13 protein-coding genes are annotated in these 15,809 nt (G+C 28.2%); 2 read left to right on the top strand and 11 right to left on the bottom strand.

Features of this window, described 5'->3' with window-relative positions:
• Positions 1 to 8: 8 nt before the first annotated feature.
• The 9 genes from FF125_RS12055 to FF125_RS12095 are packed head-to-tail and all read right to left on the bottom strand — an operon-like array spanning position 9 to position 9,657.
• A complete protein-coding gene (locus tag FF125_RS12055; protein ID WP_138949998.1) occupies positions 9 to 1,301 on the bottom strand; it encodes a glycosyltransferase in 1,293 nt (430 codons plus the stop codon).
• A gap of 8 nt (positions 1,302 to 1,309) precedes the next feature.
• Positions 1,310 to 2,662, bottom strand: a complete 1,353-nt coding sequence (locus FF125_RS12060; RefSeq protein WP_138949999.1) for a lipopolysaccharide biosynthesis protein — start codon at positions 2,660 to 2,662, stop codon at positions 1,310 to 1,312.
• Positions 2,659 to 3,948, bottom strand: coding sequence for an O-antigen ligase family protein (locus FF125_RS12065; protein ID WP_138950000.1), 1,290 nt, complete (start codon positions 3,946 to 3,948; stop codon positions 2,659 to 2,661). The genes FF125_RS12060 and FF125_RS12065 overlap by 4 nt, the downstream gene beginning before the upstream one ends.
• Before the next feature lie 17 nt (positions 3,949 to 3,965).
• Positions 3,966 to 5,252 carry an NAD(P)H-dependent oxidoreductase gene (locus FF125_RS12070; protein ID WP_138950001.1) on the bottom strand — a complete coding sequence of 429 codons (1,287 nt, stop codon included), beginning with the start codon at positions 5,250 to 5,252 and terminating at the stop codon, positions 3,966 to 3,968.
• Positions 5,253 to 5,261: 9 nt separating this feature from the next.
• A complete protein-coding gene (rfbC, locus tag FF125_RS12075) occupies positions 5,262 to 5,792 on the bottom strand; it encodes a dTDP-4-dehydrorhamnose 3,5-epimerase (RefSeq protein WP_138950002.1) in 531 nt (176 codons plus the stop codon).
• 1 nt (position 5,793) lies between these two features.
• Positions 5,794 to 6,891 carry a CDP-glucose 4,6-dehydratase gene (rfbG, locus tag FF125_RS12080; protein ID WP_138950003.1) on the bottom strand — a complete coding sequence of 366 codons (1,098 nt, stop codon included), beginning with the start codon at positions 6,889 to 6,891 and terminating at the stop codon, positions 5,794 to 5,796.
• A gap of 6 nt (positions 6,892 to 6,897) precedes the next feature.
• Positions 6,898 to 7,680 (bottom strand): glucose-1-phosphate cytidylyltransferase, encoded by a 783-nt coding sequence (gene rfbF / locus FF125_RS12085; protein ID WP_138950004.1) that lies wholly within the window; start codon positions 7,678 to 7,680, stop codon positions 6,898 to 6,900.
• A 44-nt stretch (positions 7,681 to 7,724) separates the two neighbouring features.
• Positions 7,725 to 8,798, bottom strand: a complete 1,074-nt coding sequence (locus FF125_RS12090) for a glycosyltransferase family 4 protein (protein WP_138950005.1) — start codon at positions 8,796 to 8,798, stop codon at positions 7,725 to 7,727.
• Positions 8,799 to 8,829: 31 nt separating this feature from the next.
• The gene (locus FF125_RS12095; RefSeq protein ID WP_138950006.1) at positions 8,830 to 9,657 is read right to left on the bottom strand and encodes a hypothetical protein; all 828 of its coding nucleotides are present in this window, start codon (positions 9,655 to 9,657) and stop codon (positions 8,830 to 8,832) included.
• Between the two features lie 253 nt (positions 9,658 to 9,910).
• Here FF125_RS12095 and FF125_RS12100 point away from each other — a divergent pair, with 253 nt between their 5' ends.
• Both FF125_RS12100 and FF125_RS12105 read left to right on the top strand, forming a co-directional pair.
• Positions 9,911 to 11,002 (top strand): glycosyltransferase, encoded by a 1,092-nt coding sequence (locus FF125_RS12100; protein ID WP_138950007.1) that lies wholly within the window; start codon positions 9,911 to 9,913, stop codon positions 11,000 to 11,002.
• Between the two features lie 188 nt (positions 11,003 to 11,190).
• Positions 11,191 to 12,255, top strand: a complete 1,065-nt coding sequence (locus FF125_RS12105; RefSeq protein WP_138950008.1) for a glycosyltransferase — start codon at positions 11,191 to 11,193, stop codon at positions 12,253 to 12,255.
• Between the two features lie 18 nt (positions 12,256 to 12,273).
• Here FF125_RS12105 and FF125_RS12110 read toward each other — a convergent pair whose 3' ends face one another.
• Together FF125_RS12110 and FF125_RS12115 are read right to left on the bottom strand one after the other, a co-directional pair.
• Entirely contained in the window at positions 12,274 to 13,332 is a 1,059-nt protein-coding gene (locus FF125_RS12110; protein ID WP_138950009.1) for a glycosyltransferase family 4 protein, read from the bottom strand.
• A gap of 735 nt (positions 13,333 to 14,067) precedes the next feature.
• Positions 14,068 to 15,714 carry a glucosamine inositolphosphorylceramide transferase family protein gene (locus FF125_RS12115; protein WP_138950010.1) on the bottom strand — a complete coding sequence of 549 codons (1,647 nt, stop codon included), beginning with the start codon at positions 15,712 to 15,714 and terminating at the stop codon, positions 14,068 to 14,070.
• Positions 15,715 to 15,809: the final 95 nt, after the last annotated feature.

A 15,809-nucleotide genomic window follows, 5' to 3' on the forward strand; every position in this document is an offset into this window, starting at 1 on the left:
AAATATTTTTACTGTTTGTTAATAAAAATTTTTTCCACATTAGCTACAAAAACGCTCTGACTCAATAATTCTAATCCCAAATTTCTACAATTTGTTGACATTTCAAGTAATTCTTTATCGTTTAAAGACATTGCTTCTATAATTTTATTTCCCAAATCATTGGTGTTTTTTAGCTCCGCCAAAAAACCAGTTCTATTTGGAATTACAAGATCATTAGCAATACCCATTTCAAAAGAAATAACAGGAGTGCCGCTCATTACGGATTGATTAATCATAAAAGGGCCTGCATCTTCAATTGAAGGACATATATAAAAGTCGGCAGCCTGAAAAGCCGATGCCAACTCTTCATTATTTTTAAGCATGTTGACATATCTGTATTCAAACGGCAATTCAGCTTTAATACTATCTATATTATTGCCTGCTATTAAAAGGATAAGTTCTAAATCTTTATTTTGTTCTTGAACAAATTTTAGAGCTTTTACTAAATAGCTCATTCCCTTCCTTATTTCTTCTATAAATGTAGATCCGAAAAATAATACTTTTATTCCATTAGGTATATCGAATTGACTTCTAACATTATTGTTATTTATCAGTGGTTTAAAAACTTTATCATCAACTGGTAACATAAGCTTATGTACAGGCTTGCTTTTAAATAGCAAACTCTCTTTTGATTGCTTCAACAGCCTTTCAGTTCCTGCCAATAGATGAATGTCCGTTTTATCTATATATTTTTTCTTAAATTCTATATTTAGTGCCGATTGATCATTCACATCATTTGAATACATTCCGGGACATTTACCACAGCCTGTAATATATCTATTACAATCCCAGAAATAATGACATCCACCTGTCAGTGCAGCTGGATCCATTAAATACCAATAAATTGGAGCTCCTGTAGCTTTATTCAATTCATACAGATTTTCGAGGTTTAAAAATTTATTAGGAAATAAATACAATATAGCATCTGGTTTTGTCTTTAATTTTCTTAAAATACTTTTGGTACTATAATTTTGTTTAGAATTGTCATAGTCATTTATCGCATAAATATTATTCAATTTTATTCCTTTTTTTTTGAAAGAAAATATACTTTTTATAATCTTTCTTGATTTTCTTTTAATTTTGTGAATTAATATATCCAATGAGCTATTAATACTAATAATATCCTCTTCAATATGTTTTTCATGTTCAGCAACAATTATCGTAACTAAATGTTCCTTTTCTTTTAAACTCTTGTACAAATTATATGCAATTATACCTGAATTTTTATAAGGATTATTTGAAGTTAAAATTAGTATATTCATTATTGATTTTATTTGTCCCAAATGCCCTTTGCTTTTTTATTTACTATTTTTGAATATTGTATCGGAGCCAAGATTAAACCATAAAAATTACTTATAATGGATGCAATTACAAGTCCAATAATACCAAAATTAAAATATTTAATTAAAACAAATGCCGATAATAAAAATAATGAGACACCAAAAAAAGCTGCATACATTTGTAATTTAATTTTTCCAATCCCATTTAGAAATGTAACATAAACATTTCCAAAAGTAAAAGTCATAAAATAAATGAACAATACTAATGATAACTTAAACGGAATTATAATTTCATTTCCTATCCATAAGTGATAGAATGGATCTGCAAAGATTAACATAATAACTCCGATTATGCTTATACCTACCCAAATTAATAGTAACTTTTTAACTGTATTTTTTATCCATTTCATATCATTTTTCACCCAAGCTTCCGTATAAGCAGACCAAAAAGGTGAAACTATAATAGTAAATATCATAGCCATAATTGAAAAATATTTGTAGCCAATATTATATACAGTAACTTCTGAAGGACCAAAATATTGTGCAATAATAATATTTGTTGATTGATAAATAATTAATCCTGCAATTTGAATTAAAAAAAAAATTACTCCTAGATTCAACAAATCCTTTGCGTAATGAAATTTTATTGATTTTATGGAAGGGGCAATTCTACGATACTCATTTTTATAAAAGTAAATAGATACAACAATCAAAACGATTACGGGAACTACGCTATATACCCATGATAGGTAAATTAAGTTTCCTTCAGTTGTTTTAGTTAAAATATAGATAATGATTAAACTCAATAAGTTTCCTATGGGGCCAAAAGCATTCGCTATTGCAGGTCTTTGATCCGCATATAATACTGTGCTGATTAATTTAATAACGAACCTTAAAAAGAAAAATCCAAAAACAATAAGGGCAACAGCTGATAACTCGTTAATCAAGTTTTTATCTGTATTTAAAACTATTGTCCAATCAATAAAAACATTTCCAATAAAAAATACAATGGCTAATAAAACTACTACCACTGCTAAAATAGCATATGTGGTACTTACATATATCTTACCCAATTCGTAATTTTTGTCAGCAAGAGCTTCTGCTAATTTGTTTTTCAACCCATTGCCCAATCCTATTTCAAAAAAACTAAACCAAGTAAGAAAAGAGGTTAATGTTAGCCAAATTCCATAGGTTGTTTTATCTAAATAGTCTAGGGTAATTCTGACTATTAAAAAACCTACCACCATACTCATCCCTTTGATTAAAAACGAAAAAAATATATTTTTCTTAGCTTTTACTGTACGCTCATGTCCTTTGAAAAAACGCAGTAGGAATTCTCTCATAACCGATCTATTTTAGATTTATTAAATTTATTAATATAAAACTTATCAAATAGTAAAGCTAAAATCAACCCCATTTCAAAAAAAGTAAAAGTTACTAAAGTTAAATTAGCCGTTGCAAATCCTAAGAATGCCACAAAGGGTCCATAATAATTTGTTTTTTTTGCATTCTCATAGAGTTTCTTCAAAATAAAATATAGAAATAATAAAAATAATAATCCTCCAACTAATCCATAAATATAAAATAATGACAAATAACCAACATGTAATTGCGATGATTTCCTAGCTAAAGCTTTTTTTAATTTATTGTCTTGCTCCCCTGTACCTGCCATTCCATATTTTACATTACCTCTCCCAAGTATAGGATTGTCCCAATACACTTGATTAAAAGCGACAAAAGCTAACAATCTTGTACTTCCAGATCCCTTGGTCATTCCGCCTTTCCCTTTATCCAAAACTCTTTCTTCCAAAATACTTATAGTTTTTAAACCATAGGCGTCTAAAAACACTAAGGACGAGAACATTATTAATGGAACTAAAATGAGATATTTATAAAATATGGTTAAATTTTTACGATGATTAAAATACAATACTAAAAAAATTAATAATCCATTTAGCATTATCCACCTGGCTTTTGTTAAAAAAGCGTAGAGTAAACCTATTAAAATATAGATTAGTAGTTTGTTATTTTTTTTTGATTTTAATAAAATTTCTGATATTATTAAAAATATAGGAATAGCACCAAAACCAACGGCAAATGAACTTATATAAGAATAAATCGAGGGTAATCTACCTTCAACTAAATCTCCTCCACCCCATTTTTCAATATAATCAGGATCAGTCATAAATTCAAAACCAATTATCTGTTGTAATAAAATCACAACAAAAGCTATAATTAAGAGTATATTGGAACTTTTCAAAATAATATTCATATACTTTGTTCTTATCTCAATATTTTCTATTATGATAAGAATGAGTAGTGAACTCATCATCGGATTGGAAACTAAGTATAGGGTTTTAAAATCTCTATCTAAAAAATAGAATTCGGAAATATACGTATAGATAGTAAAGAGCAAATAAAAGAACGCATATTTCGGAAATTTAATAGGTTTTCCGTTTTTTGCATAAAAAAAAAGTAAGATTACTCCAAAATACATTAAAACGGTAATATTCTTATTATAATCCGTCTTAAGAATCCCTAATAGAATATAAGCCACAACCGGAGCTAGTGCTATTAATAAAATTATAAACCGATTAAATTTGTTAGGTATGGAATAGTAATTTGACAATGTATAGTATATCTACTTTATTTAAATAATTCGTCTTGTTCTTTTTTAAGAACATCTCCCAATCTATTTTCTGGCAATATTACATCATTATAACTTATAACCCCATCTTTTTTGATCTCATTTTTTAAGATACAACCATTAGCCAAACCTATAGGTAACAAGTTTTCTTTTTTTGAAACTTCATGATTCTCACACACTCCATACGTTTTAAACCCACCTAATTCATCTAATGTTTCACCTTTCTTTAAATCTGTTTTTGCTATAGTTATAACATCAACCATAGGCCCCCCTTTGGCTGCAATAATAGTATCATCAAAATCTACCATACGAGCTATAGAAATTGGTATTTCAAAAAACAATAAGTGATAAGGAATATAAAAACTATATAATGGTCCGTCACCTAATTTACCATATTTTAAATACTTTTCTGTAAAATGATCACCATCTGAATATGCATAAACAAAAACACCAGGTCCTGGCTTTGCTCCTACAGTAAAATCTACAATTCCACCTAGTTCTTTTAATTGTTCTACATCATACAACCCAGTTAAATTATCAATATGATCAGTAGACTTAAAACCTAGCATCCCCCTTTTAGCAACTTTCATACCTGTTGCATTAGCAATACAAGCTTGCTCCAAACTCACTTTAGTTCCATCAGCAAAATTCGTAGCCATATACGGTGACATATCCCATGATGCAGCAAATTCCTTTTGAGTATCAGGATTTCTGTATTCATCTAACATACCCTTGATATTTCCACAAACTAATGGTATTAAACCCAATTGTTTCACGAAGCGAAACAAATTCATAGTACAACCTGGTTGATCACCTTCTGCTACACTGTATTTCACTCCTGCTTTATCTGCTTTATATTTTAAAATTGGACCCAATGTAGCATCTAATTCTGCATTAAATGATAGAATATCTTTTTTATTACTTATACAATCTAATGTAAGTTGAGCTGAAAATTCTATTGAACCTGTCATATCAACAATAATATCTATAAATTCAGATTGAATAACTAACTCTAAATTTTGTGTAACTGCGGTAATACCATTTTTAAAGCAATCCTCAAATTCATTTTCACTTTGAACAATCTTATAATCTAGATTCAAATCCTTGTATACTCTTTGTGGGCGTTCTAATGAACGATTATACTGAGCAACAACTTTCATACCTTGAGTAAATTTTTCAATCTGATTTAATAGCCCCTTGGCCATTTCTCCAGATCCAACAACTCCTACTCTAATAGGATTATTCTCTTTTTCTCTCTTATTTAATGCATTATCTACTATTACCATAATATCTATTTACCCCTCGTAATCAGGGCGATTCTTATCTTTATCTGAAATTTCCGTAATGGCTATTGGCCATTCTATATTAAATGATTTATCATCATATCTAATTCCGCCTTCTGCATCCGACTTATAAAACTGAGTAACAAAATACGTTACCTCAGTATGGTCTTCTAATGCCAAATACCCATGAGCACATCCCTTTGGAACATAAAGCATACTCGCATTTTCTTCACTAAGCTCTACTCCTAACCATTGCTTATAGGTAGGTGAATCTGGTCTTAAATCAACTACAACATCGTACATTGCTCCTTTCGTACAACGAACATATTTCGTTTCTTCATAAGGAGCCTTTTGATAATGCAATCCCCTTAAGGTACCTTTCTTTTTATTATATGAGATATTAGATTGAACAACATCAGCATTCAAGTTCTTTTCTTCCAATTCCTTTTTACACCACAATCTGCTAAAAAAACCTCTTCCATCTTCTATTTTCTCTAAATTCAGCAAAAATACTCCTTTTAATTTTGTTTCCTTAAATAACATATTAATTCGTCATTTTATTTAAAAAATCCTTTTGATAACTTATAATTTGGCTTACAGTAATATCTTTAGCATTATTACTATTATGTTGATGGTAATACCAATCAACTGTATTTTTTATTGTTGAATCAAACCCCCAAACTGGTTGCCAATTCAAAATTTGTACCGCTTTATCAATATTTAAATTGAGAAGAAATGCCTCATGTACCGCTTCAGATTCATTATACTTCCATTTACCTGGCCAATTTTCTAAGACTGCCGTTACTAAACTTTCTACATTTTTATTTGAAGTGGTAAATGGCCCAAAATTAAAACCTGAACACAATATTTCTATCAAATCATCCTTTGCTTCTAACAAGGTACAACCTAAAAATAAATAGCCTCCTAAAGATTCTAAAACATGTTGCCAAGGTCTAGTTGCATATGGATTTCTCACAATAATTTCTTCTCCTTTTTGCAAAGCCCTCATACAGTCAGGTATAATTCTATCTTTAGCCCAGTCTCCCCCACCAATTACATTACCTGCCCTTGCAGATGCTAATTTAACACCATGCTTCTTATAATCCTTTGGATTAAAAAAGGAACGTCTATAAGAAGATACTACCAATTCAGCAGCACCTTTACTCATTGAATAAGGATCATACCCCCCCATGGCATCATTTTCGCGATAACCATGTATCCATTCCTTATTTTCATAACATTTATCTGATGTTATTACCACTATAGTTGTGGAAATACCTAATTGACGAACAGCCTCCAAAACGTTTACTGTACCATTTATATTCGTTTCTATGGTATTAATAGGATCTTCATAAGAGTCTCTGACTAAAGATTGAGCGGCTAAATGAAAAATAATATCTGGTTTCACCTCGTCTATACATGTTTTTAAAGCTTTTAAATCTCTTACATCATTTAAATAGCAGTCCATTTCTTCTGATAACTTTAGTTGACCGAATAATGAGGGATTTGTAGGTGCTTCTAATGCATAACCATATACTTTAGCTTGTAATTGCAGCAACCATTGTGATAACCAACTCCCTTTAAAACCAGTATGACCAGTTATTAATACTTTTTTATTTTTATAAATATCTAATTTATTCATAAGTAATTACCATTTTTTCCATGCTGCATTACCTTCTTGCCAAATTTCTTCTAAAACTGTTTTATCTCTTAAAGAATCCATACTTTGCCAATATCCTTCATGTTTAAATGCTGATAATTGTCCTTCTTGTGCTAATTTTTCCATAGGCTCTCTTTCCCAGACAGTACTATCTTCTTTTATATAATCAAAAATTTCTGGCTCTAAGACAAAGAACCCTCCATTTATCCATGCAGTTTCTCGCGTACCTCCTTTAGGTTTTTCTCTAAAGTTATCAATTTTATTATTGTCTTGCTCTAAATTAAATGCCCCATACCTACCTGGTTGTTGAACAGCAGATAATGTTGCTAATGTATTTTGTGAATTATGAAACTTTAACAATTCATTAAAGTTTACATCACTAACACCATCTCCATAAGTTAAAAAGAAAGGTTCATTACCAACATATTCTTTTACTCTTTTTATTCGCCCTCCTGTCATTGTATTTTCACCTGTATCTATTAAAGTTACTTTCCAAGGTTCTATACTATTGTTTATAATTTGTGTTTCATTATTTTTTAAATCAAAAATAACATCAGAGGAATGTAAATAATAATTAGAGAAAAATTCTTTTATCATATGTCCCTTATAACCACAACAAATTATAAATTCATTATGACCATATGATGCATACATTTTCATGATGTGCCATAAAATCGGTTTTCCTCCAATTTCTACTAAAGGTTTAGGTCTTACTCCTGTTTCTTCACTTAATCTGGTACCAAAACCACCAGCTAATATTACTGTTTTCATGTTAATTTTAATTTTAATTTTCTTATTTTCTTCTTCTTATTTTTTTATTCTAAACAAAAATCAAGTACTTCCTTAGAAATAGTTTCTATATTTAATTGATGCATTTTCAACATCGCATTATGTCCTATTTTATTTCGTAATAACTCGTCATCCATAAGTATTTCAATCTTATCTGATAATTCATCAACATCCATAATAGGTACTAAAAACCCATTCTCTTTATCATCTATTATTTCTTTGGGCCCTACATCACAATTGAAACTCACTACTGGCAATCCCACTGCCATAGCCTCACATATGGCATTTCCCCATGCCTCCGAAACTGATGTTGAAACAAATATCATCGATTTATTTAACCACAAATCGACATCCTTAACTGCACCAGGCATAGCAACTCTATTTTCTATACCTAAAGAAGTGATCATCTTATTCAAATCTTCTCTTAACTCTCCTTCCCCAAGAATTATAAACTTCCAGTCAGGTCTATCTAACTTAGCACAAGCCTCTAAAAAATAACGTTGAGCTTTAACCGCTGTCAATCGACCGACAGTTATAACAATCTTTTCTTTAGTTATATTATCATACTTATTAACATGTGATACGGGATTATGAATCACTTTTACATTGGAAACTCCAGTTTCAACTTCTACAAAATTTTTTGCAATTTTTGTCATTAATATTACACCATCAGCTTTTTTGTAAAGTAACTTTCTTAAATATCTTTCTATTTTACTTCTTTTTCTAAATGGGCTCATTGCATCTCTAACAAATACTCTCACATTTAAAAAACGTGTTGAAATTAACGTAAAAATGTTAGTAGAACTTAAAATACTTAATACAAAATTCGGATTCTCATCTTTAAGAATTCTTCTGAGTTTTATACCAGCTATTAAACCCGTAAAAATTCTATTTATTGTGTTTTTATTACAATAATTTAATTCTTCAACTTTTATTTTATCTGAAAGTGTAAAAAATGATTCACCTGACCTTAAAAGTATTATTGTAACAGTGTAGTCTAATGAAACCCAATAGTTAGATAAATTAGCAATATATCGTTGTCCTCCACCGTGGTCTAATAACGGAGTGATAAGTACAATATGCTTATTAATCGATTTCATTTCATAAAAACAATATTAGCGAAGATAATTATTATAATTTAACGAATAATGATTTTATATATAAACCAATAATATTTAAAAAGGATTTAGAAGAAGTAAAAGGTGATTTAATAATCGCTATTTTCGAGGCTACTCGTGTTTTTTTAGCACCCTCATTATCAATTGATCCTCTTATTGAATAATCAATATTTAAGTTTTCCGATTCTAAACTTTCAATACACCAAACAGGCCACTTACCTTTAAATATAAAACCGCTATTCCAAGTATCATAAAGTTGACCATACTCATTCACGTATTCTTCTGATATGGCATAGAATTCATCTTTATAAATCCAAGAACGTATACCATTTATTTTTTCTGACATATAAATATTTTCATAATCCTTAATATATTTTGAAATTGTCTTTTTTTTCCACAGCCCTGGAATGAGTAAGAAACGATGTTTACAAGTGGGTTCAATCTTATTTAAGAAATTATATTTGGAAGGTTTATCACTCCATCTCACACTATATCTAAGCATTCGTATAAAATCTACTTCATCATTTTTTTCCATTAATTCAACAAAATGTTTAAACATTTTAAAATTCATAGGAGAACGCAAAAAATAATCTTCAGATAACGGAAAAACAATATCATACTTTGCAATTTTTAAACTTTCTATAAGGCGTTTACCCCAAGGAGCATCATTACCGTGTTTTAATACGGTAATATCTAAACCTTCAAAATGATAATCTTTAGTAGTTGTACTTAAAATAATATCAAAATCTTTTGCCTGCGGAAAATATTTAACAAGCATTTTAAAATAAGGGTCCCAACAGTCTGAATAACCATCATAAGAACATACTATAAGAGAGATCATGATTTTTTATATTTTTTTTATAGCTTTAAATAATGTATATATTGTTAAAACAAATTGTCACAATACTTTCATCTATTTATAACTTTGTTTTCTTTAACAAACATAATATTTTTCTTTAAAAAATTTAACAACTTCTTAATAAAGGTTGAAAACTTATTTTAATTTTACTTTATAGATTATTATTTATGTATAAATTTATCATCACTTAAAAATAAGTCGCCTATTTACCTTTTATAATTATTAACAAAAATAAATGGTGCAATTTACGCCTGTGAAAAAGAGAATAAGCATTGTTATACCTATGTATAACGCAGAAAATTATATTGAACAATGTCTAGCAAGTATTCTATATCAACCGCTCATTAAAAATGATTATGAGGTAATAATTATCAACGATGGTTCAAAAGATGGAAGTTTAATTAAAGCCACTGAAATTTCTAAAGAACATGAAAATATTACTGTATTTACACAAGAGAATAAAGGAGTAAGTGCTGCTAGAAACAAAGGAATTGACTTGGCTAATGGTAAATACATCTGGTTTATTGATGCTGATGATTATATTATTTCAGATACCGCTAATCATTTATTAACTTTCGCTGAAAAACATGATTTAGATATACTTCAATTCAATAAAATCAGAACTGAATCTAGAGCTTTAAACAAAGCTGCTACAAAACATATTGATATTTCTAAAATTGAAATTTTTAATGGTAAAGAATATGCTTCAAAGGTTGATTTAAATGATAGTTGCTGCACAAATTTATATAAAAAAGAATTTGTAATGTCTACCAAAATTAGATTCATAGAAGGTAAAGTGATGGAAGATATGACTTTCAATGCTGAACTTTTTCCTTTGGCTGAAAAAATTACTCATTTTCCAATAGATACATACCGCTATGTCATAAATCCTAATTCAATTTGGACAAGTAAAGAATCAAAAGCATTTAGAAAATCGATTGTAGATTTTATTTTTATGGCAAAAAAATTTTCTGATATTATAGAAGACTATAAAATTAATAATATTGGTACAGATATTATTAATCTTAAACAACAAGAAATGCTATTTAATGTTTCTAAACGGCTACTTACTTCAGATTTTAAAATAATTGAGATTAATGCTATCATTAATGATTTGTCTAGAAACAATCTGTACCCCCTTACTCCTTATAAAGGAAAATATTTTTTAAAAAAACTTGAACTCTTTTTATTTAATAGAAAATTACTATTTATTACTGCGGCTTTAATGTACAGGCTATTAAAAAGACCCATTGATTATTTTATTATTAGAAGACACCAACGTAATAGAGAAAAGTTAATTAAAAAAACAATTGTTAAGTTTGATTAGGAATTTTAGATTTATTAATTTTTTTTTTTAAAATTTTAGACCTTTAAAATAAATTTATTCTTTGCTATTAAATGAATATGGTTAATATTATAAAGAAAAAAATTAGACTCAAATCATGCAATATAAAATAGTTTAGATATTTTAAATTCAATTATTAAAAACAAATTCTTAAAACGAGCTATATTAAAATGATATTAAGTTTTATTATACCAATGTATAATGCCGAACAGTATATAGAACAATGTCTATATAGTATAATTGAACAACCAATAAATAAAAATACTTTTGAAATAATCCTTATAAATGATGGCTCAACAGATAATAGTTTATCTAAAGCAAATGAAATTTCTAAGAAGCATAAAAACATAACAGTTTATGATCAAGAAAACATTGGTTTAAGTGCAACCAGAAATAGAGGAATTGAGTTAGCCAAAGGTGAATATATATGGTTTATAGATGCTGATGATTATATAATACACAATACCGTTAATTCACTTCTTGAGTGTTTAAAAAATCATAATTTAGATATTTTAGAATTTCAATATATCAGAACTGAATCAAGAATTCTTAATGTATCAAGACACAATAAGCCTTCATTTACTGATATAAAAGTGCTTAATGGTAAGAAATATGTTGCTACTGGTGGCTATAATGAAAGCTGTTGCATTTCTATATACAGAAGACAATTAATTTTGGAAATAGGCTTAAAGTTTATTGAAGGTAGAGTAATGGAGGACATGGTTTTTAATGCTGAAATTGTACCCAAAGCAAATAGAATTGCTTACTTCCCATTGGATGCCTATCGTTACGTTATAAACCCTAATTCGATATGGACGAATAAAGAATCTAATGCACACCGTAAGTCAATTACTGATTTTATTTTTATGACTAAAAAAATATCAGGTTTTATTAAGACTTACAAACAAAATGGTATTGGAACAAAAATTATTGAAAGCAAACAACAAGAAATGCTTTTTAATATATCTAAACGTCTACTCACTTCAGATTTTACAATTTCCGAAATAAATATTATGATTGGGGATTTATATAAGTATAAACTATATCCTTTAAAAAAATATAAAGGAATCAGTAGGTTAAGAAAACTTGAAACTTGTATATTTAATAGAAAATTACTTTTTTTATTATCTATAAGAATCTATCGTTTCTTTAAAAAACCTATTGATCATTTCATTATTAGAAAATATAGGCAAAAAAGAGAGAAGCTTATTAAAGAAACTACTGTTAATATTTAGGGTAAAGATGGAAAGAAATCAATAAGAACAAAATTCAAGAATTTCATTAGATATTTTATCTATTGAGAACTTTTGTTGTATTTCTTTGGCTTTTATGGAAAACTTATTTCGTAGGTTTTCATCATTCATCAATTGTACTATTTTCTTTGAAAACTGGTCAACATCTCCTACAGGGACTAAAAATCCATTTTCACCATCTTCTATTAATTCACTTGGACCAGTTAAACAATCGAAACTAACACATGGTAAACCGGCTGCCATACCTTCAAGCAAAGCTATTGGAAAGCATTCAGAAACAGAAGGAAATGCAAATATAGTAGATTTTGATAACCATTTCCCTACATCTTTTTCAACTCCATTTAATGTAACGAGATTGTGTATGTCCAAATTATTAATTTGCTGCTCCAACTCTTTACGTAATTCACCGTCACCAAGAATTACAAATTTCCAATCAGGTCTATTAATTTTTTTACACGCTTCTATAAAATACTTTTGCCCTTTTGCACAATTTAGTCTACCAACATTTAAAACAATTTTTTCTTTTTTAATACTCTCATTTATTTTTAAGTCAAAAACGGGGTTTGGTATTGTAATTATATTTTTACACCCCGTTTCATCTTGAATAATTCCTTTAGCAATATCAGTCAAGGCAATAATACCATCAGCCTTTTTGTAAAAAAACTTACGGCATTGGTTTTCAACTTTACTTCTCGGCCTTAAAGGACTCATCACATCTTCTACAATCACCCTAGTTTTTAGATATCGCGTTGCTAGAATAGTTAAAATATTAGTGGAGCTCAAAATACTCAATACAAAAAAGGGATTAATAGATTGGATTTTTTTTCTAAGTTTTAACAATGTCCTTAGTGCACTAAAAGCTTTTTTTATCCCTCCTTCACCAGTCAAATTTAATTCAGTTACAACTACTTCTGAATTAATGGGATAAAAACTTTTTCCTTTTCTTAATACAATTATGTTTACAACGTAACCTTGAGAGGACCAACGGTTAGCTAAGGAGGTAATATAACGTTGCCCGCCACCTAAATCAAGTAATGGAGTTACTAGGACTATTTTCATAATAAATATTTTAGTTAAGAAAATATTGCAATCTATAAATCCCCAATAATTACAATATATATTCTATAAATTGAATACACTTTTAATTATAAGCATTAAATTTACAAGACAAAACATTAGTCTAGTTACTTTCTTTGCAATAACAGAATTATAACTTTTAGTTGTAATTTTTTTTTTAGCAGATAAAATAAATAAACTTAATTAATAAATTCACCTTTTTCAGATGTACTTATAGTTGTATTGCAGTTATTTAAAAATAGTGAAGTAAATAATATGAAGATTACTTTTTCCGTTTTATTAGTGGTAGTCTTGATATTCCTTTTCATAGCATATAAGAATAAATAACACAACGAATGTAACAATGTATTTAACAATAAAAAAAAAAAATACAGAAAAAGGGGGAAAATCCTGTAAATCAAAGGGGTTTTCCCCCTTTGATTTAATTTGTATTTAAGAAGTTAAAAGTTACCTATGATACTCTCTAAATATTAACTGGCTGGTTATTATTTAAACTATAAAGTAAAGTATTAACTAATTTAAAATTTGTGCTGTCAATTTGCAATCGGTTGTTTTAATTTTTAAATAATTTTCATATAAAAATTATCTTCTCAAATTCGTGTAATTAGACATTTTACTAACCAAAATATAGGAGATATCAGAAATTCATAAAATTTTTGATTATGCAAATGGAGGAGAAAATTAAATTTATAATAATTCTTTGTTTTTAATCCTGTTTTATTTTTTCCTTGTCACAATAGCATCTATAATTGTAAGTTCTTTGTGATGATTTAAAGTATGAGTAGCAGAAACATCTTTACTCCATTCAGGATAAATTGCTTGGACTTCCCTTTCTTCATAATTCTTTTTATCAAGAATAGTAATTTCTCGAATATGCATAGCATAGCCATATCGTTTAGAACAATCTTGTGCAGGTCTGTAAATTTTATGATTTTTCACAAATAAATTGCCAGCAGGTCTAGAAAATTGGACATCCGTTACTATTGGATTTTGTGGATGAGATTGCCATGTTCCATTAAATAAATCTTCCGTATAAAAAAGGTAAAGTTCGTCATGAGTACTTGCCCCCATTTCTTCTCCAACATTAGTAAATAACCAATATAAGTTACCATATTTAAAAGGCGTAGCATCTGTAGCATTAATGTTTTCCATTAATACTTTTGATAACTTCCATTTATAGGGAAAATCTAAACATTCATACAATTCAATAGTTCTATTTTCCGAGGTTTCAGGTAACATATATAATTTTTTGTTTTCTTCAAAAAGTAAGGGATAAGACAAATGATAAGGTTTCTCTAAGACAACTTTTGGTTCTGAAACCTGCCCGTCTTTAGATAACTCAAGAACTGAAATTTTCCCTTTATTTTCTGTATAAATTAACTCTTCAAAAAACACAAAATATTTTCCATTAATTTCATGTATAAAAGGATCTGCCCAAAACCGGTCCTTTGGTGGTAATATTCTTTTAAATTTATAAAATGAATTTGAAAAATTATTAGAATTATTAAAATTATATAATAATATATACTGGTCAAAATAAAATTTTGATTTAACAATATTTTTTAAAAGTTTCGCATAATTCCTAACAATTCCTTTAAAAGTTTCATAGGTAGTTGGTATTTCGTAATAAGGTTTTGAATAAAAATTAGGTACACTATTTCTTTCTTCTAATCCCTTAAAGTACTTTTCGTAACCATCCTGGAATAAGAGATTTAATTGCCTGGGAATTAAAGTTTTTAGTTTGAAATATAATTGATTTCTATTCTTACTAATATTGAATTTATGAGTAGCATAATTAGTAGATGTTACGACAAACTCCTCTTGTTCAAATTTAGAATTACATAAATTCATGTTCAGGGTAATTCCAGTAATAAAAGATTTGTTCAATATTTCAGAAACACCTGGTACATTACTTTGAATATTTTTACCATCACCCCCTGAAAAAAACCACACTCCATATTTTGTTAATTGTACAATATCCTCAGATAATTTATTTTGGCCTAAGTTGATTATAACATCTAAATGAAAATTGTCAATAACCGAAAGTGTTTCTTTTCCAAAATAATCACTTTGGTTCTGAGAAGTACTATTAACACTTATAGACTCACAGTCTAAAAGAGAATTAATTTTCATACTTTTAAAAGCACTTGGGTTGCTTTTAAACAATTTATTTTCTACTTTTTCATAAGTCCTATATATAAAGTTATTTACTGCTTTAACATTCTCCTTTTTGCTATTATTCTCAATAATTAAAACAATTTCAGCGTAATTCCCTTCATTAATGATTTCGATCATCTTATAAACCCAAAAAGGAATGCTTTTGGACATTACACATAATGCTATTCTTAATAATGGTTGTTTCATTAGATATACATATTTTATATTAATTTATAGCAACATCTAAAATTAAATCGAATATGATGTTAAGAATATTACTCGAATTTATCATAAAATCAATA

This window comes from Aureibaculum algae (genome assembly GCF_006065315.1).
GTDB classification, from domain to species: domain Bacteria; phylum Bacteroidota; class Bacteroidia; order Flavobacteriales; family Flavobacteriaceae; genus Aureibaculum; species Aureibaculum algae.